The organism is Halomonas caseinilytica (assembly GCF_001662285.1).
In the GTDB taxonomy this organism is placed as follows: Bacteria; Pseudomonadota; Gammaproteobacteria; order Pseudomonadales; family Halomonadaceae; genus Halomonas; species Halomonas caseinilytica.
Genome location: NZ_BDEO01000006.1, coordinates 1 through 18,018, shown reverse-complemented (window position 1 = coordinate 18,018; position 18,018 = coordinate 1). Strand labels below are relative to the sequence as shown.

The 18,018-nt window shown below is 62.6% G+C and carries 14 protein-coding genes; 4 read left to right on the top strand and 10 right to left on the bottom strand.

Features of this window, described 5'->3' with window-relative positions; all coding sequences use genetic code 11:
- The 4 genes from HSDC_RS06330 to HSDC_RS06310 form a co-directional block, all read right to left on the bottom strand.
- Positions 1 to 1,485: a sensor histidine kinase gene (locus HSDC_RS06330; protein WP_064699105.1), complete on the bottom strand. Its 1,485-nt coding sequence runs from the start codon at positions 1,483 to 1,485 to the stop codon at positions 1 to 3.
- Between the two features lie 811 nt (positions 1,486 to 2,296).
- The gene (gene argA, locus HSDC_RS06320; RefSeq protein WP_064699103.1) at positions 2,297 to 3,610 is read right to left on the bottom strand and encodes an amino-acid N-acetyltransferase; all 1,314 of its coding nucleotides are present in this window, start codon (positions 3,608 to 3,610) and stop codon (positions 2,297 to 2,299) included.
- Positions 3,611 to 3,802: 192 nt separating this feature from the next.
- Positions 3,803 to 5,068 (bottom strand): inorganic phosphate transporter, encoded by a 1,266-nt coding sequence (locus HSDC_RS06315; protein WP_064699102.1) that lies wholly within the window; start codon positions 5,066 to 5,068, stop codon positions 3,803 to 3,805.
- Between the two features lie 55 nt (positions 5,069 to 5,123).
- A complete protein-coding gene (locus HSDC_RS06310) occupies positions 5,124 to 5,804 on the bottom strand; it encodes a TIGR00153 family protein (RefSeq protein ID WP_064699352.1) in 681 nt (226 codons plus the stop codon).
- A gap of 108 nt (positions 5,805 to 5,912) precedes the next feature.
- On the opposite strand from HSDC_RS06310, the gene HSDC_RS06305 reads away from it, so the two are divergent.
- From HSDC_RS06305 to betC, 3 genes are all read left to right on the top strand, one after another.
- A complete protein-coding gene (locus tag HSDC_RS06305; protein ID WP_064699101.1) occupies positions 5,913 to 6,779 on the top strand; it encodes a CYTH domain-containing protein in 867 nt (288 codons plus the stop codon).
- A 34-nt stretch (positions 6,780 to 6,813) separates the two neighbouring features.
- Entirely contained in the window at positions 6,814 to 7,698 is an 885-nt protein-coding gene (locus HSDC_RS06300) for an ion transporter (protein WP_064699100.1), read from the top strand.
- A 242-nt stretch (positions 7,699 to 7,940) separates the two neighbouring features.
- Positions 7,941 to 9,455: a choline-sulfatase gene (gene betC, locus HSDC_RS06295; RefSeq protein ID WP_064699099.1), complete on the top strand. Its 1,515-nt coding sequence runs from the start codon at positions 7,941 to 7,943 to the stop codon at positions 9,453 to 9,455.
- Positions 9,456 to 9,595: 140 nt separating this feature from the next.
- Here the strand turns inward: betC and HSDC_RS06290 are convergent, their stop codons facing one another.
- The 5 genes from HSDC_RS06290 to HSDC_RS06270 form a co-directional block, all read right to left on the bottom strand.
- The gene (locus HSDC_RS06290) at positions 9,596 to 11,197 is read right to left on the bottom strand and encodes a BCCT family transporter (protein ID WP_082919966.1); all 1,602 of its coding nucleotides are present in this window, start codon (positions 11,195 to 11,197) and stop codon (positions 9,596 to 9,598) included.
- A gap of 178 nt (positions 11,198 to 11,375) precedes the next feature.
- The gene (locus HSDC_RS06285; RefSeq protein WP_064699097.1) at positions 11,376 to 13,022 is read right to left on the bottom strand and encodes a SulP family inorganic anion transporter; all 1,647 of its coding nucleotides are present in this window, start codon (positions 13,020 to 13,022) and stop codon (positions 11,376 to 11,378) included.
- 750 nt (positions 13,023 to 13,772) lie between these two features.
- Entirely contained in the window at positions 13,773 to 14,555 is a 783-nt protein-coding gene (locus HSDC_RS06280) for a 5'-nucleotidase, lipoprotein e(P4) family (RefSeq protein ID WP_064699096.1), read from the bottom strand.
- A 181-nt stretch (positions 14,556 to 14,736) separates the two neighbouring features.
- A complete protein-coding gene (locus HSDC_RS06275) occupies positions 14,737 to 15,243 on the bottom strand; it encodes a DUF192 domain-containing protein (protein ID WP_064699095.1) in 507 nt (168 codons plus the stop codon).
- Between the two features lie 113 nt (positions 15,244 to 15,356).
- Complete coding sequence (locus HSDC_RS06270) at positions 15,357 to 16,262, bottom strand: LysR substrate-binding domain-containing protein (protein WP_064699094.1); 906 nt, start codon at positions 16,260 to 16,262, stop codon at positions 15,357 to 15,359.
- Positions 16,263 to 16,384: 122 nt separating this feature from the next.
- On the opposite strand from HSDC_RS06270, the gene HSDC_RS06265 reads away from it, so the two are divergent.
- Positions 16,385 to 17,086, top strand: a complete 702-nt coding sequence (locus HSDC_RS06265; protein ID WP_064699093.1) for an FMN-dependent NADH-azoreductase — start codon at positions 16,385 to 16,387, stop codon at positions 17,084 to 17,086.
- Positions 17,087 to 17,126: 40 nt separating this feature from the next.
- Here HSDC_RS06265 and HSDC_RS06260 read toward each other — a convergent pair whose 3' ends face one another.
- The gene (locus tag HSDC_RS06260; protein ID WP_064699092.1) at positions 17,127 to 17,858 is read right to left on the bottom strand and encodes a GntR family transcriptional regulator; all 732 of its coding nucleotides are present in this window, start codon (positions 17,856 to 17,858) and stop codon (positions 17,127 to 17,129) included.
- Positions 17,859 to 18,018 lie beyond the last annotated feature (160 nt).

The following is an 18,018-nucleotide window of genomic DNA, read 5'->3' as shown; positions in this document are numbered from 1 at the left end:
TCATCCGTTCCTTGCGTGCGTACCCGTCAGTTCGGGCACTGTTTCTGTTGCGTCGCCACTTTCGGTGAGCGCCGGCAGCGTCAGGCGGAAACACACGGACAGCCGATCCTCGACCAGCGCCAATGTGCCCTGCTGCAGGCGCGCGCAGTCGGCGGCCACCGAAAGGCCGATGCCAGAGCCCTTCAGCGCCCCCTTGCGACGTATACGGCCCTGATAAAAGGCCTCGAAAAGATGCTCGCGATCTTCCTCGGGAATCGGCTCGCCACTATTGGCGACCTCGAGTATCAACGACGACTGGCTGGTACGAGCACGGATTTCCAGCACGCCGGCGTCCTCGCCATACGCAATGGCATTGGAGATGAGGTTGTCGAGGATCCGCCCCGTGGCGGTACGATCGATTCGCCAGGTCACAGGACCATCGAAACACTCGACCCGCATCTCCTTCTGCTGCAGCGCCAGGCGGTGCTTGGCCAGTACCTCCTTGGCCACCGTTGCCAGGTCAAGACATTCGAGTTCGAGGCGCCGGTTGTGCTGCAGCAGGTTATAGTCGAGCAGCTGCTCGATGAGCTGTTGCAGTTCGCTGCCACTGGCATCGATCAACTCGAGTATCTCGCGCTGGTGCTGGGTAAGCTCGCCGGCCACCCCATCGGTGAGCAATGCCGAGCCCTCGCGCACACTGGCCAGCGGGGTCTTGAGCTCGTGGGACATGTGACGCAGGAACTGCTGCTTCTGTTCCTCCAGCTCATCGAGTCGAGACGACAGCCAGTCCAGCCGCTCGTCCAGCCGGACCAGCTCGGCAGGGCCTTGTACCGGCGTCACGCCGCGCGGCTGACCGCCGCTGCCGATCCCCAGGATACGTCGCTCGAGCTGGCGGATCGGGCGGATGATCAGGCGCGTGAACAGCAGCATCAGCAACAGGCTGGCCGAGACCAGAGCCGCCGTCTGCCACCACAGCCGCGTCTGTACCACCTCGGCCCGGGTACGAATATCATCGAGTCGCTCGTCGATTCGCTGGTTGGTGGCCTGCCGCATGGCCTCGGTATGCTGGGCGAAGGCCAGAAAGGCCGACAAGCGCTCTCGAAATTGCTCGATGGGCAGTTCGGGCAACTCGGCGAGTGCATCCAACTGATCGCTGAGCGCCGCGACATCCGGGTCGTCGGGCAACAGTTCACGTTGCTTGGCCAGCAACGCGCGAAATTCATTGATCCGTTCATCGTAGATATCGAGCAGGCTCTCCTGCTCGACCACCGCGTATTGACGGGCGGCACGTTCCAGCTCCAGCGCCAGGGCGCCCAGGGTGCGGGCCCGGCGGGTCTCTTCCACCGCCTGTCGGGCACTGACATCGGCCAGGCGCGACAGTTCGGACAGCGCCTGGCCGGCCTGGAACATCAATACGGCCAGCGGCAACATCACCATGAGAAAGGCCAGCAACACCAGCTGCAGCAGGGAGCGTGGGCGCCAGCGACGGGAAACGGCAGAGGTCATGGCCAGCGTTCTATCGAAGAAAGTAAAAGGAAGCACCATTGTTCTTGCTCGAGAATACCAGAGTTTCGCCGGCCAGCCTGCAATGCATCGCACACCCCAGGTCGATGTGCGGCAAAAAAAAGGCCGGCAGAGCCGGCCAATACGCAGGGAACTGAAGGGTTGGAAAGCCGCTCGATCGACTGGCCTGATCCCGTCCGTCGATCGACTCTCCACTGGGCCTGCAGAGGGCCCTCGAAGCCACACGATAGCCGTTTGCCACCAGGGACCGGTCATCGAGTGTCGGGTGGCGAACCACCCTCGCTTCGATCCTGGCATCGCCGCCTCTGAGGGCGCCGATGCGCGATTCGTCCCCCATCTCGGGGGAGAGGCATCCTTGCCAGAGCGTCCATGCCCTTTTCGGTACACCTCCCTGACAGCGTCGGTACCGTCTCATCGCAACCTAAAGTCACACATCGCTGGAGCAGACGTTGGTCGCTTTGAGGCCGAGCACACAGGGCAGTGATGTCACATGCCTCGCAGCGACCGGAGAACGATTCGAGCCGTATGAATCGTTTTCCGTTTGCTCACCCTGACTATTGCCACATACATGCCAAAAACAAAAAAATCCATACTTATCAATTAACTAAACACATCCCTCTTTGCCATGGCGCCACAACAAGGTCTCATTCGCCTCATGACACGGCCAATAACGTTGCCATATCGCGACGCTCGCCGAGGCAAAGAAAGAAAGTTCTTTCATAACAATCAGATAATCTGTCGCCTTGAGGCGACAGATTAGAAGATGGGAGAATCAGGGAAGACGGCACCGCCTTCAGGCAAGCGGCTTGACCAGTACCTTCGACTGCCTGGCGTGATTGTAGGTATCACGCTTGAGCGGCGGCAGGTCGGCGAGTTCAGCGGCACCAAAGCCATGCTCGAAGAACCAGTGCGCCGTATGGGTCGTCAGGGCGAACAGCGAGTTCAGGCCCAGCCGTCGGGCACGGCGCTCCACCTCGCCCAGCAACAGGTCGCCTCGAGCGCCACCGCGATAATCGCCATGCACGGCCACGCAGGCAAGCTCGCCCATGCTGGCCTCGGGGAAGGTATGCAGGGCGGCACAGCCGATGACCATGCCATCGCGCTCGATAACGACATAATCGTCGATTTCGTACTCCAGGCGCTCCCTGGAACGCGGCACCAGCATCCCATGCCGCTCCAGCGGCTCGAGCAGTTCCAGCAGGCCACCGACATCCGCGATCTGGGCGGCACGTAGCTGTTCGTAGCGATGGCGCGAGATCATGGTGCCCACGCCATCGCGGGTGAACAGCTCACCGAGCAGCGCATCGTGATCGCGCCATGACAACAGGTGGGTACGCATCACCCCATGACGGGCGGCGGCACAGGCGGCACGCAGATGGCGGAAGGCTTCATGATCGGGCGAGGTGTCGGCGAGCCAGGCACTCGCCTCGTCCGGCGTCAACTGGCGTTGCAGCTGCCCGTCGGCGTCGAACACGCCACTGGCCTCGCCGAGCAGGATCAGCTTGTCGGCGGCCAGGGCCGTGGCGACCTTCTGGGCCACCTCGGCGGCATCCAGATCGAAGACCTCTCCGGTACTGGAATATCCCAGAGGTGGCAGCAATACCAGCGCTCCTTGTTCCAGCAGAGCGGTGATCGCCGTATCGCGGACTCGGCGTACCTCACCGCTGCGCGCGAAATCGACCCCATCGCGCACCCCCAGTGGCTTGGCCATCACCAGATTACCGGATACGGCGGTCATCTCGACGCCATGCAGTGGCGAGTTGGGCAGCCCCAGAGAAAGCCGCGACTCGAGCCAGAGGCGTTGCTCGGCCGCCACCCGCTCGACCTGCACCATGATCGACTCATCGGCCACCCAGCGACCATGGTGACGGCGCGGCGTGATCGACGCCGCCTCGAGGGCGTCGTTCACCTGGGGGCGAATGCCCAGCACCACCACCAGACGCACTCCCAGGGTGTGCAGCAGCGCCAGGTCCTGAATGAGCTGCTCGCCACGTCCCTCGGACACCGCCTCGCCTTCGATCAGGATGACGAAGGTTCGTCCTCGATGGGCATTGATGTAGGGCGAGGAATTGCGAAACCAGTCGACGAAGGGAAAGCGAGTATCCAAGGCCGCGCTCCGGCAGCAGGTGAAAGAAGGCACGAACTCCGACTATATCAAACACGCGAGCAGGAAGGGACAAGAGCGGCGCCACACGCTTTTCGGAAGGAAGCCATGGCCTCATCAGCTCAGGGCATGGGAGACCAAAGCGCTTTTTCCCTCTTCCAGGCGACAGGCGCCGCTCTTCGACGAGGCGGAGGATTAACCAAACATGCCCTTGAACATGAAGAAGAACATGATGGCCAGGGCCGCCCCCGCCGGCAGCGTGATCAACCAGGACATCACGATGGTACCGATCACCCGCAGGTTGAGTGCCGCCATGCCGCGCGCCAGGCCCACGCCAAGCACCGCGCCGACCAGGGTGTGAGTGGTGGAGATCGGCAGACCCGTGCCGGAAGCCAGCACCACGGTGGTGGCAGCGGCCAGAGTCGCGGCGAACCCGCGGCTCGGTGTCAGCTCGGTGATGCCGGTGCCGACGGTGGCAATAACCTTGTGGCCATAGGTCACCAGGCCAACGACGATACCACCGCCACCGAGCATCAGGACCCACCAGGGCACCAACGCCTCGCCGCCGACGGTACCACCACTCTCCACGACGCTGATGACGGCAGCCAGGGGGCCGACGGCATTGGCCACATCATTGGACCCGTGGGCAAATGCCATGGCACAGGCGGTGAACAGCATCAGCACACCGAAGACACGCTCCACGCCACCGAAGCCGAAGGCATCGTCCTGGCGCTTTCCAGCTCCCACTCGGCGCTCTCTCACGACCCCCAGCACCATCAGGGCCAGGCCCATCAGGATGGAGTACAAGAAGCTGGCACCGAAGCTGAGCTCGAGGCCGACGTGCTTGAGTCCCTTGGTGAAGGTCACCATGGCGACGATGAAGCCGACCAGGAAGACATACATCGGCACATAGCGCTTGGCGGCAGCGAAGGGATCGCGGCTCTCGAAGATCAGATGCTGGACGGACTTGAACAGCATGAAGGCAATGGAGCCGGACATCAGCGGCGAGACGACCCAGCTGGCGGCTATCTGGCCGACCTTGGTCCACCCGATGGCGTCGAGCCCGAGTCCGGCCATGGCGAAACCGACGATGGCGCCGACGATGGAATGGGTGGTGGAGACCGGCCAGCCACGCATCGAGGCGATCAGCAGCCAGGTTGCCGCCGCCAGCAGGGCGGCCATCATCCCGTAGACCAGCAACTGGGGGTCGCCCTGGAGCATGGTCGGATCGATGATGCCCTTGCGGATGGTGTTGGTGACCTCGCCACCGGCCAGCCAGGCGCCGAGGAATTCGAAGATCACGGCGATGATGATCGCCTGCTTGATGGTAATGGCCTTGGAACCTACCGAGGTCCCCATGGCATTGGCCACGTCATTGGCCCCGACGCCCCAAGCCATGAAGAGGCCGAAGAGACAGGCAAGAATGATGAAGATGTCGCCATGTTGAGCGATGATCGACATAGGACGGTGTCCTTCTGCGGTCAGAATGTGGCGGATGGTTCTCGGGAATTCCCGATCAGTTGGCCGTCATGATCTGAAGGCGACTGCCGACGCGCTCGGCGCGATCGGACAGTTCACCGACCCAGTCGATGATCTTGTAGAGGAACATCACCTCCACCGGCGGCAGGCTGTCTTCCAGCGCGAACAGCTGGCGGCGGATCGAGATCTGCTGGCTGTCGGCCTGCTGCTCCAGGGTGTGGAGCTCGCGAATCAGGTTCTGCATGACATCGGAGACATTACGCCCGAAACCGGACTCGAGCAGATCCTTGAGCTCTTCCAGCGCCTGGCGCGCCTGCCCCACGCAAGCCACGGAGGTCTGCATGTAGCTGCGCATTGGATCGGCCAGCGTTTCCGGTACCTGCATGCTGCGGCCGAGCATGATGCCGGTGATGTCACGGACCTTGTTGGCAATCTTGTCCTGAACGCTGATCAGGTCCAGCAGATCGGACCGCGAGACCGGCAGAAACATGGTATTGGGGAGGTTGAGGCGCAGCTCGGTCTTGAGCTCGTCGGCCTCGTGTTCGAGACGCGTGATAGTCTCGCGGTGAACGCCGGCTTCCTGCCAGTCACCATTGAGCGTGGATTCGAAGAACGGCAGCAACTGTTCCGCGCAATCGTTGACCTTGACGATGTGTGCCAGCAACGGCTGGAATGGCGAGCGGCCAAACATCGCGGAGAAAGGATTGGATGTCACCATGGGCATCTGAACACTTGGAAAATGGCGGCGTCAGTATAGTGATTGGGCATCCCGGCGTCATGAAAAATTCATCTATCTTTCATTCTACCCTCACAAGGCAAACACGCCATGGCAAGTGAAATCGAACTCAAGCTGGCCCTGGGCGAGTCGGGGCCGGACGCCCTACGGCGCCATCCCCGGCTCGCTTCCCTGCCCTCTCGGGTCAGTCGATTGGGCAACACCTACTTCGACACCCCGGACGGGGACCTGGAAGAAGCACGCAGCGCCCTGCGCCTGCGCCGCGACGGTTCCAGGCTGCTGCAAACCGTGAAAACCCGTGGCGAGGGCAGCGGAGGCCTCTCGAGCCGTGGCGAATGGGAATGGCCGGTGGCCGGCCCCGGGCTGGACCTCGAGGGACTCGCCGAGATTCCCCCCATGGCCGCGCTCGGCCAGGACACTCTCTCGCGCCTCGTACCGCGCTTCTCTACCGACTTCACCCGCGAGACCTGGATGGTGGAAGACGCTGGTGCTGTCATCGAGGTGGCACTGGATGCCGGTGAGATCCGTGCCGGCGAACGCACGGCGACGATCCGCGAGCTGGAGCTGGAACTCAAGGAAGGCAAGGAGGGCGCCCTGCACCAACTCGCCGCCACCCTGGCTGAAAGCGTGCCCCTGCGTCCCTCGGACACCAGCAAGGCCGCCCGGGGCGGAGCCTTGCTGCTCGGGCAATGGCGTCTACCCGAGGGCGGCACACCCGCCGCCTGGCTGCATCGTGCCGGCGTGGCCCTGGATGCCTTGGGCGATACCGGCGAGCCGGCCTGGCGCCATGAGGCACAGGCGGCCTTCCGGCAACTGGCGGCACTGGGCGATGATCCCGCAGGCGATGCGCACTGGCTGGCCCGGGCCCTGGAGGATGATGCCTGGCTGAACGAGGCCTTCGGCGTTCGCGCCCTCGCCCTATCACGCCAGCTGCCCGGGAACACCCCCCTCGACTGATCCCGTTAACGCCGAGACAAGGACGACACCCACCGTGAGCCAATTCAAGCCCGCCTCGGAAGGCCTGCGTACGCGGATTTTCCAGCTCATCTTCGAATCCGATACACCATCGGCCAAGGCCTTCGATATCGCCTTGATCGGGGTGATCCTGTGCAGTGTGCTGGTGGTGATGCTGGAGAGCGTCGTACCGCTGCGCGAGCGCTACGGTGCGTTGTTCTTCTGGCTGGAATGGGGCTTTACGCTGCTCTTCACCTTGGAGCTGGCGATACGCCTCTACTGCCTGGAGCGCCCCTGGCAGTACCTTCGCAGCTTCTACGGCGTCATCGACCTGCTGGCCATCCTGCCCACCTGGCTGGCCTTGGTACTGCCCGGCGCCCAATCGCTGGTAGTGGTGCGCCTGCTGCGCGTCCTGCGCATCTTCCGAGTACTGCGCCTGATGGAGTTCATCGGCGAAGGGCGCCTGCTGATCGATGCCTTGAAGCGCAGCGCCCGGCAGATATTCCTGTTCCTGTTCACCGTCTGCATGCTGATCACCATCTTCGCCTCGCTGGTCTATCTGATCGAGCCTGCCGAAGCCGGCTTCACCAGCATTCCCGCGTCCATCTACTGGGCCGCGGTGACCCTGACCACCGTCGGCTACGGCGACATCGCCCCGGTGACACCACTGGGACAGTCGATCTCAGTCATGATGATGCTGATCGGCTATTCGATCATCGCCGTGCCCACCGGGGTCTTCTCCGCCGAGGTGATTCGCTCGATCCGCGCCGACCGCTATTCCGACGAAGCCTGCCCAGGCTGCGGACACGATCGACACGAGAAACGTGCCAGCTACTGTCTGCACTGCGGCACCTGGCTGGATGAAGAGCACCCGGACCCCAGGGAAGAAAGCAACGATTCGTCCCACACCGACGAGACATGAGGCTCCTCGGACCTTGTCTTCCTACCGCGAGCAAGAAGAACGTTTCCTGTCCGAACGCGACGCCGTGCCGTGACTGGCGCAATTCCCCCTTGCCACAACGCTCCCGGAGGCCAATGTGAGTTTGGGCTCAGGGGGCAAATAAATCGTTGGTCTGCCGCCTTCGGGCGCGTCATTGTACGGGATCGAAGACGCTCCTTTTCCGCAGCTTCGACACCAACAATACTCGCCCGGGAGGTTTTCCCATGACACGACCCAACGTATTGGTCCTGATGGCCGACCAGCTCAACGGTACACTGTTCGAGAATGGTCCCGCCAATTTCCTGCATGCCCCCAACCTCAAGAAACTGGCCAAGCGCTCGGTCAACTTCAACAAGGCCTATACGCCGAGCTATCTGTGCGCACCGGGGCGGGCTGCCTTCATGTCGAGCCAGCTCCCGAGCCGTACCGGGGTATACGACAACGCCGCGGAATTTCCCTCCAGCGTGCCGACCTGGGCGCACCATCTGCGCCGCGCCGGCTACTCCACCTGTCTGTCGGGCAAGATGCACTTCGTCGGCCCCGACCAGCTCCACGGCTTCGAGACCCGCCTGACGACCGATGTCTATCCGGCCGATTTCGGCTGGACGCCGGACTACACCAAGCCGGGGGAGCGCATCGACTGGTGGTACCACAACCTGGGCTCGGTGACCGGAGCCGGCGTCGCCGAGATTTCCAACCAGATGGAATACGACGACGAGGTCGCCTTCCATGCCGAGCAGAAACTGTACGACCTGTCGCGCGGTCATGACGAGCGGCCCTGGGCGCTGTGCGTCAGCTTCACCCACCCGCACGATCCTTATGTGGCGCGTCGCAAGTACTGGGATCTGTATAACGACTGCGAGCATCTCGAACCGCAACAAGGGGCCGTGCCCTTCGATGAGCTGGACCCGCACTCCCAGCGGATCTTCGAGGCCAACGACTACACCAAGTTCGATATCCAGCCACAGGACGTACGCAACGCCCGCCAGGGCTATTTCGCCAACATCTCCTATGTCGACGACAAGATCGGCGGCATCCTGGACGTGCTCGAGCGCACCCGCATGCTCGACAACACCATCATCGTGGTCTGCGCCGACCACGGCGACATGCTTGGCGAGAAGGGGCTCTGGTTCAAGATGAGCCCCTATGAAGGCTCGTCGCGCGTGCCGCTGATGCTGTCCGCCCCGGGGATCGAACCGCGCAACGTCGAGGACCCGGTATCGATCATCGACATCAACACTACCATCGCCGACCTGGTGGGAATCGATCTGTCATCGATCGCACCCTATACCGATGGCCAGTCGCTGCTGCCCCTGACCCGAGGCGAGAGGCGCGACGCCCCGGTGTACATGGAATACGCCGCCGAGGCCAGCTATTCGCCGATCGTGACCATCCGCGAGGGCAAGTGGAAATTCAACTACTGCGAGATCGACCCGCCCCAGCTGTTTGACATGGAGGCCGACCCGCTGGAGCAGCACAATCTGGCGGAGCATCCCGACTATGCCGAGGTACTGGCCGAATATCAGGCCAAGGTGCACGAGCGCTGGGACATGAAGGCCTTCGATGCCGACGTGCGCGCCTCCCAGGCGCAACGCCTGATCGTCTACGAGGCCCTGCGCAATGGCCACTACTATCCATGGGACTATCAGCCGTTGCAGGACGCTTCCGAGCGTTACATGCGCAACCACATGGACCTCAACGAGGTCGAGGAATCCCAGCGCTACCCCCGCGGCGAGTGAGACGATGACGCGTCACCTCGCCTGAGCCGAATCGGCAAGCAACACCAACGCCCGTACCAGCCTGGTACGGGCGTTTTTCGTCGTGCGAGATGCTAAACGCCCCTTTGCCGGACGTCGCACCCGGCATGAGGGGCATCACGTCACCTTACGTTGCGCATGCGACGCAGCTCGCCGTTCAGGCCCCTGATGATGGAGTAGCACATCAGCAGCATCACGAGGGAAAACGGGATGGCCGTCGCGGTGACGCCTGCCTGCAGTGCCGACAGCCCGCCGCCGATCAACAGCACGATGGCGATCAGCCCCTCCACCGTGGCCCAGAACATGCGCTGGGGCCGTGGTGCATCGATCTTGCCGCCGGCGGTGATGGTATCGATCACCAGAGAGCCGGAATCCGAGGACGTCACGAAGAAGATCAGCGCCAGGATGATCCCCAGCGTCGACATCAAGCCGGTCAGCGGCAGCTCATTGAGCATGCCGAACAGGGCCAGTTCGGGCCGGTAGTTATCGATCACGTACGCCTTGACCAGACTGACGCCCGGATCGGCATAAAGCTGGTCCAGCGCCGTACTGCCGAACACGCCCATCCAGATGAAGATGAACAGGCTGGGCACGATCAGTACGCAGAGCACGAATTCACGCACGGTACGCCCCCGCGACACGCGAGCGACGAACATGCCGACGAAAGGCGCCCAACTGACCCACCACGCCCAGTAAAAGACCGACCAGGCCTGGCGATAGGCATCATCGTCACGACCAAAGGGCGCCGAGAGCGGAATGAACTCCGTCACATAATGCGTCATCCCCGACCACATGCCGCTGAGCGCCACCAGAGTCGGACCGGCCAGCAGCACGAAGATGAAGAACACCACAGCCGCGCCCATGTTGAGTTCTGAGAGCCGCTTCACGCCCCCTTCCAGACCGCGCCATACCGACACCAGCGCCACCGCCGTGACAAGGACGATGACGATGACCTGGGTCATGGTATTGACCTCCATGCCGAAGACGAAATTCATCCCCGCATTGGCCTGCTTGGCGCCCAGGCCGAGCGCCGTGGCCAGACCGAACAGGGTGGAAAACACCGCCAGGATATCGATCACGTGGCCCCACCAGCCCCAGACGCGATCCCCCAGGATCGGAAAGAAGACCGAGCGAATGGAAAACGGCAGCCCCTTGTTGTAGGTGAAGATGGCCAATGCAAGCGCCATCACCGCGTAAACGGCCCAGCCATGCAGCCCCCAATGCAGAAACGTGCCCGCCAGTCCCATGGCGGTGGCCTCGGAAATCACCGACCGATCCAGCGCGCCATCGGCACCGAAGGGCGAAGGCGTGCCCAATGGCGAAGATACATTGGCGTGATACACCGGCTCCAGCACGCTGAAGAACAGCAAGGCGATCCCGATGCCCGCAGTGAACAGCAACGCGAACCATGACAGGTAGCCGTGTTCCGGCCGGGCATCCGGGCCGCCCAATCTCACCTTGCCATGGGGCAACACGACCAGCGCCAGGCAGAACACGATGAAGAAGTCCACCAGGAGCATGAAGTACCAGTCCAGGGTGCTCGTCGAGAAGCTGACCAGGGACTGGAAGAGTTCCCCGGCCCGTTCCGGGAACATCAGGGTCAGCACGATGAAGATCACCGAGGCGAGTGCGGAGATGACGAAGACCCGGTTATGGATGTCGAAGCCGATAGGCCCCAGATGTCCTTCGATGTTGTCCTGTCCGACCACATAATCCGTATGCATGTCGCTATCGTCGTGCGCCGCCGACGACGCCCGTCTATTCGATAAGCCCATAAAATACCTCTCCTTGTTGTAATGATAGCGTTGTCGTTGTTGTCGCATGGCCATGACAGAGCGCTTGTCGAAACGCCACGGCCTTGTTGTTCGAGGCCTGTCATGCGAAGCCCCAGGACAACGTCTCCTACAAGGTAATGGCCACGAGCGGCCCACCTTGTTGAGCGCCATCGACCAGCCCCACGCGCTGCAGGCGGGCGACGACACTGGGTTTCGTCCAGGCCAGGTGCAGCTTGCCGCCCCGGGCATGGCAGCGGCGCGCCTGGCGCTGTAGCAGATGGATACCGCTGAGATCGATGAAGTTGATGCCCGCCGCCAGGATCACCAGATCGGGTTGTTCGAAACGCTCCAGCCTGCGCCCTATCGAGTCGCAGGCACCGAAGAACAGGGAGCCATCGATCCTGACGACATCGCAGTACGGCGCTTCCACGACTTGCTGGATGGTCAACGGCGCCTGGGACAGGTCACTTTCCACCACCGGCGGCCGAGTCGTGCGGCGCAGATACAAGATCAACGAGGCCAGCACGCCCAGATAAATCGCGAATTCCAGCGCCAGCAGCAGCGTGCTGAAAAAGGTGATCAGCAACACCGTGGCTTCCGAACGGCTGAGCGTCAGTGCCTCGCGAATGCTTTTCCGGTCGACCAGCTTGAAGGCGACCAGCAACAACTGGCCCGAGATGGCGGGCATCGGCACATGCTGCAGCAGCGGAGCCGCCACCAGCAGAATCGGTATCAGAAACAACGCCGAGAACAGAGCGGCCAAGGGCGAACAAGCCCCCGCGCTGGCATTGAGCCCCGAGCGCGTCAGGGACCCCGAAGAGACATAACCGGAAAAGAAGGCCCCGCCCAGATTGGATAGCCCCTGACCGATGAATTCCTGATTATTGTCGAGGCGTTGACCGGTACTGGCCGCGATGGCCCGGGAGATGGCCACCGCTTGAACCAGCCCGAGCAGGCCCAGCGCGATGGCGCCTGGTGTCAGCAAGCGCAGATTGTCCAGGGAGAGATCGGGCGTCGATAACGGAGGCAACCCGGCCTGGACGGTCGTGACGCGCTGGACGGCGTCACCGCTCGGGTCCAGCCAGGCCACCAGCAACGTGGCCGCCACGATCGCCACGATCATGCCCGGCCAACGCGGCAGCCAACGCTGGAACGCCAAGCAGGTAATGACGGTAAACCCGGTGACGAACAGGGCCATGGGCTGTATCGCCTCGAAGTGAGCGATCAACTGCGGCCAGATGGCGAGAAAGTTGCCACTTTCGATATGCGTCAGCCCCAGTGCATGAGGCAACTGGCTGGCCGCAATGATCAGCGCGGCTCCCGCCGTGAACCCCGTGATCACCGAGTGCGAAACCAGTTCTACCAGCGCCCCCAGACGCGCCAGGCCCAACAGCAACTGAAAGGCACCGGCCAGGAACGTCAGCGTCATCGCCAGCGTGATGAACTCGCTGGTGCCGGCGTCGGCAAAAGGCTGCAAGGTAGAAAAGAGCGCGATCGACAACGCGGCCACGGGGCCGCTGACCATCTGTCGGGACGAGCCAAACAGAGCCGCCAGGATGACAGGCACGATGGCCGCATAAAGGCCATATTCCGGAGGAAGACCGGCCAGCAGTGCATAGGCGACCCCCTGGGGCAACACCAGTACGGCACCGGTCAATCCCGCGATGGCATCGATGCGCAGTGAGCGTGGCGTCTGCTGCGGCAGCCAGTGGAGAAACGGCAACCAACGCCGCAGCCCGACCGGCTGACGCGCGCGGGGTGGCGACGTCATCATGGCGTCTCCGGACTACATTCCGGGCCACGTGCACATCGCGCGAGATCATCCGACGCGATGGCATCCGGCGGGCACCTGCCGACCTGCCAACGCGTCGCGCTTTCATCATGCAACGGCTCGCTCGTCCGGGCGGTCGCGTAGTCCATTCGATGCAGCAGGTGCTGCCCTGCTGCATCGAATGGCGAGCCGAGAAACCGCCGGCCTGTCCCTGTATGGGGTTGCGTCATGGAGAAACCTCCCTGGCGGGGATTGCCAACATTGAAGCAGCCCGTCTGGTCGCTTAGGTCTCCGCACCATGACGCCCTTGTCGCCAACAGACCAACGATTTATTTGCCCCCTGAGCCCAAGCTCACATTGGCCTGGGAAATCCCCCCCTCTGCAACCCTCGAGTGCTTGCGATCGCCAGCGTGCTGACCACACCCAAACGAGGAAGACCGACATGACCAACCGCCATGCGTTCGTCATTCATGAACATCCCCCGTCAGTCGTCATCAACGAGGGGGAACAATCATGGGAAATGAGGCCACTATGGCTGCGTGAACGTCAGGTGCTTCAGCAATTGCACGAGAAAACCCCGAGGGCTAAGCACTGCTCAAGAGAACCTCGGTGCGCTTTCGTTTCGTCGATGCCGGGACCGAACTCGCCCCATCGCACCATGATCCAGGCCGATGACGGCGGTCATCGTGGGTAAGAAAGGCTTCGAGGCGCAAGCCGCCACTCGACGAGCTCGACGGCTTGCCCTGCGTTGGCTCACTCCGTGTCGAGCGGTGCTTCCCAGGCGTTGAGCTCGGCCTCGCTCCAGTCACCATAGCCGGCGTTGGGGAAGACGATCCAGTCGTCGCCGAACCGCTCGGCATTGTCGTCGACCAGACGACGCTGCGCTTCGAGATCCGCCTCGGCGAACTCGCCGGAGAAATCGTGCAGGGAATCGCCGAGCTGCATCACCAGGGTGTGATTCTCGACGACCTCGGCACGCCGTTCCGCCTTGGGCGGCCCGAGCAGCATGACGCTGTCCTCCGACACCTGGGGCAGTTCAAGGGCTTCCAGGCTCGCGATGGTATCCGCCTCGTTCTCCTGGTAGCGATCGGAGACATAGAAGATGTCCACTCCCTGCTCGTCGGCGAATTCCAGAAAATCCGCCGCACCGGGGATCAGCCGCGGTTCACCCTCGCGTTCCCAGTGCTTCCAGGTATCCCAGGTGGTGTAGTCATGGCACGCTTGCATGTCGCGAACCAGCAAGGCGCTGTTATCGAGCACCGTCTCGTCCAGATCGGTGATGATCGCCAGGTTGGCATCCTCGTCATGGTCGGCGATGGCCTGCTCGAGGCGCAGGGTGGCCAACGCATACCCCTGACGCTGCAGAGCCGCCACCTCGGCAGAACGCTGCTGATAGCGAAGCCCCATGGAATAGGCCGCCTGTGCGCAGAGCGCGTCGCCTTCGCTTTCTTCGGCAGCGAAAGCAGCACCGGTGACGGGCACCATGCCGGCGGAAAGCGCAGCGACAAGCAGAGCTTTGCGATTGAACGTCCTCATGGATATCTCCTGGTCTGGTGATTCGAATCGCACGGCCGTATTGCCCGGCAATTCGATCACGTGTTGTTATCGAAAAATGACCAGATGATCATATTTTATTTTTATTGGTCGTTCAAATTAGAGACCTCAATCCATGTCTGCTCGGCTCATTCCAGGTGACGGCAATAATGCACGCTGGACGTCACTGTCGGCGACAGCCAACGCCGACCTGCCCTGCCCAACTCAGGCAATCGCCGACCTCGATCCCCTTGGCGTCGAAGTAACCGGCATTGACTTCCAGGGCAGCGTGATAGGGCATCGATGGGCGCGTCACCGGACAGTCACTCGGGGAAGCGGAGCGGCAGGGCTGCATGCGATGGATGTCGTTGATGCGGCCCTGGGCATCGAGAAAGGCAATGTCCAGCGGAATACGCGTTCGGTACATCCAGAAGCCGTTTTCCGCTGGCTGGACATCATCATAGAGAAACAGCATGCCGGCATCCTCGGCCAGCCTGTCTCGCTCCATCAGCCCGAGGTTGCGTTCGGCGGCGCTGCGGGCCAGCTCCACCGTCAGCCGGTGCGGCCCCTGTGCGCTGTGAATCGTCAAGGTGGTGGTAGGCAGCCCCGAGGCTCGGGCATCGGGTCGCCACAGGGTCAACAACGGCATGAGTGCCATGCCCAGCAGCAGTCGGCGACGGGTCGGGTTCATGAAGGTCCTCTTGATGGCTGACGATGGCCGGGATGCGACGATCCGGCAGCATCAATGTAGTCGACGACCAGGCCGTCTGGAAGATACGTCCCCCGCCGACCGCAGCCGGCCCTTTACCCGCCCGCTGAACACAGACCACCCGGCACCTGCATCACCCAGTCGCGAATGGCGAGGATGACAGGGTCATGCCGCCGACGTTCCGGATACACCAGGTAGAAGGGCTTGCCTTCCAGTTCCGGCCCGAAGGGTTGCACTAGTCGCCTTTCGGCCAGCTCATCGGCAATCAGGGGACGGCTCATCAGCGCGACGCCCTCTCCGCCGACGGCCGCAGAGATGGCGTGGGTTTCATCGGAAAAGACCAGTCCGGCGCTGACATCGAGGTCCGGTATACCAGCGCATTTTTGCCAGCCAGCCCAGTCCAGCGGCGCTATCGACCTTCCCTGGGGACGAAAGTGGATCAGCGGATGTGCAGGCAAATCCTCCACGCCCTCCAGTCCCAGGTGAGGACTGCAGGCGGGAACGAAGGTGTTATCAAAGAGCTTTTCCGCCACCAGCCCCGGCCAGTGCCCATCGCCATAGCGGATCGCCAGGTCCGCCGTGACGCCATCCAGCGCGACGGGATCATGGGAGGCGTGGATACGCAGATCGATGTCCGGATGCGAGTCGCGCAGCAGGCATACCCAGGGCAACAGCCAGCGCACCGCCACCGCCGGTGTGGTGGAAAGCGTTGCCGCCTGACGGGCGGGCACGGTCTGGAGGCGTTCGACGGCATCGACGATGCTGTCGAATGCCGTCTCCAGGGCCTGGAACAACTCGTCGCCCTGTCGGGTAAGTACCAGTTGGCGAGGCTTGCGAACGAACAGCGTCACGCCCAGCGCATCCTCCAGGCCGCGGATATGGTGGCTGATGGCCGTGGCGGTCACGGACAGTTCCTGTGCTGCCTGCTTGGCGCTCTCGTGCCGGGCAGCCGCTTCAAATGCCCTCAAGGAGGACAGCGAGGGTAATCGACGGGCACTCATGGCTGAGCTCAACTCATCCGTATACGCAAGAAAAGATCGTTTGTTGCCTATATGCCGTGGTCCTAGGCTGATCTGGCCGCTGAAGGATACCTGAAACAGACTCACACTAAGGAGCCGTAACCATGACTCACATCCTACACCTCGACGCCAGCGCCCGCCCCGGCATCGCCGGTACCGACGAACACGGTTCCATCAGCCGTCGGCTGACACACCGATTCGTCTCGGACTGGCAAGCCCGACAGCCGGACGATAGCGTCACCTACCGGGACATCGGAGGCCATCCTCCCTCCTTCATCGACCAGCCATGGATTCAGGCCGCTTTTACACCGGCGGCGCAACGGTCATCCTGGATGGTCGACACGCTCGCCGAGAGCGACCTGTTGGTCGACGAACTGGTCGCCGCGGACATTCTGGTCATCGGCGCGCCGCTCTATAACTTCGGCATGCCGGCGGCGCTGAAAGCCTGGGTGGATCAGGTGGTGCGTCTCGGCCGCACGGTGGATTATGAGCCGAGCCAGCCACAGGATCCGTTCATTCCCCTGCTGGCCGACCGCCCCCGCCATGCGGTGATTCTGTCGTCCCGGGGCGATGCCGGTCTCGGTCCAGGCGGCCCCATGGCGCACATGAACCACCTGGAGCCCGCCTTGACCACGGTGCTGGAATTCATCGGCATCACCCGGATTGACCGGATTGCCGTCGAGCATCAAGAAGAAGGCGGCGCCTTGTTGGCAGCCTCCATCGAGGCGGCGGAACGTGATGTGGACGCCCTGGTCGCCCACCTCTCGCAGAGGGTTCATGCCGAGAAACAAGCAGAGCCCGCCTGACAGCCATCAGGCGGGCCCCGCTCTTGGCCGGCGCGGTTATCTAGGATTCTTCAGCAGTGCGCCCCAGAATCGACATCAAGTCGATGCTGTTCTCGCGGGGGCGCAGATCGAGCAATGCCTCGAGGCTGTGGAGATGGTCATGGACACAGGCACGGGCGGCCTCACCATCCCCCTTGCCGAGCCGGTCGAGCAGACGTGGATGATCGTTCTCCAGATAGCAGGAGGCCAGGCTCGGCCGCTTGTAGAGGGCAATGACGATGGACGTACGCAGCACAAGGTCGGTGAGCATTGCGCCCAGCACACGATTGGGCGAATGCTCGGCCAGCAAGTGATGGATGGTCAGGGAATGTTCGATCCGTGCCGGCTCGTCGCCACGTTCATGGGCCTCGGCTTCCAGACGGGCCTGGGTTTCCAGAGTGGCCATGACCTCGGCATCGAGCCGACCGGCCAACTGCGCGGCCACCTCGCCCTCGACCAGGCGTCGCGCCTCGAAGGTCTCGCGAGTCTCCTCGATGCTGGGCGCGCGAACCCGGGCCACCTGGTTGGGCCGTTGATCGACGACATGCTCCGAAGCCAGACGCGTCAACGCCTTGCGCACCACGGAACGACTCACGCCGAACACCTCACCCAGCGTTACCTCCGGCAGCTTGGTATCCGGTGGTAGACGCTGCATCAACACCGCGCGTCTGACCTTCTCGACGATATCCTGATCGCTGATGCGACCGCCGGCCCTGACCTCGGCCAGCATCTCCTTGTGCCAGGCGTTATTCATGAATTGTCTCCTGGGATTGCCTGTCGAGACCTTCGCATGTTTCACGCCTGCTGACCACAGTCGAAACCTTTTTTGTATACAGTTTTCATCGTTCAGTCGCTGCGGTGCTCATCGCCCACATCCAATATCTTCAGCGTATTGGTGCCGCCGTGGGCGTTCA

What these genes read in the sequence shown, in the direction of transcription:
- HSDC_RS06330 (WP_064699105.1), bottom strand. Translation starts at nt 1,485, where the DNA reads ATGACCTCTGCCGTTTCCCGTCGCTGGCGCCCACGCTCCCTGCTGCAG.
- HSDC_RS06315 (WP_064699102.1), bottom strand. Translation starts at nt 5,068, where the DNA reads ATGTCGATCATCGCTCAACATGGCGACATCTTCATCATTCTTGCCTGT.
- HSDC_RS06310 (WP_064699352.1), bottom strand. Translation starts at nt 5,804, where the DNA reads ATGGTGACATCCAATCCTTTCTCCGCGATGTTTGGCCGCTCGCCATTC.
- HSDC_RS06305 (WP_064699101.1), top strand. Translation starts at nt 5,913, where the DNA reads ATGGCAAGTGAAATCGAACTCAAGCTGGCCCTGGGCGAGTCGGGGCCG.
- betC (WP_064699099.1), top strand. Translation starts at nt 7,941, where the DNA reads ATGACACGACCCAACGTATTGGTCCTGATGGCCGACCAGCTCAACGGT.
- HSDC_RS06290 (WP_082919966.1), bottom strand. Translation starts at nt 11,197, where the DNA reads ATGCATACGGATTATGTGGTCGGACAGGACAACATCGAAGGACATCTG.
- HSDC_RS06285 (WP_064699097.1), bottom strand. Translation starts at nt 13,022, where the DNA reads ATGATGACGTCGCCACCCCGCGCGCGTCAGCCGGTCGGGCTGCGGCGT.
- HSDC_RS06280 (WP_064699096.1), bottom strand. Translation starts at nt 14,555, where the DNA reads ATGAGGACGTTCAATCGCAAAGCTCTGCTTGTCGCTGCGCTTTCCGCC.
- HSDC_RS06275 (WP_064699095.1), bottom strand. Translation starts at nt 15,243, where the DNA reads ATGAACCCGACCCGTCGCCGACTGCTGCTGGGCATGGCACTCATGCCG.
- HSDC_RS06270 (WP_064699094.1), bottom strand. Translation starts at nt 16,262, where the DNA reads ATGAGTGCCCGTCGATTACCCTCGCTGTCCTCCTTGAGGGCATTTGAA.
- HSDC_RS06265 (WP_064699093.1), top strand. Translation starts at nt 16,385, where the DNA reads ATGACTCACATCCTACACCTCGACGCCAGCGCCCGCCCCGGCATCGCC.
- HSDC_RS06260 (WP_064699092.1), bottom strand. Translation starts at nt 17,858, where the DNA reads ATGAATAACGCCTGGCACAAGGAGATGCTGGCCGAGGTCAGGGCCGGC.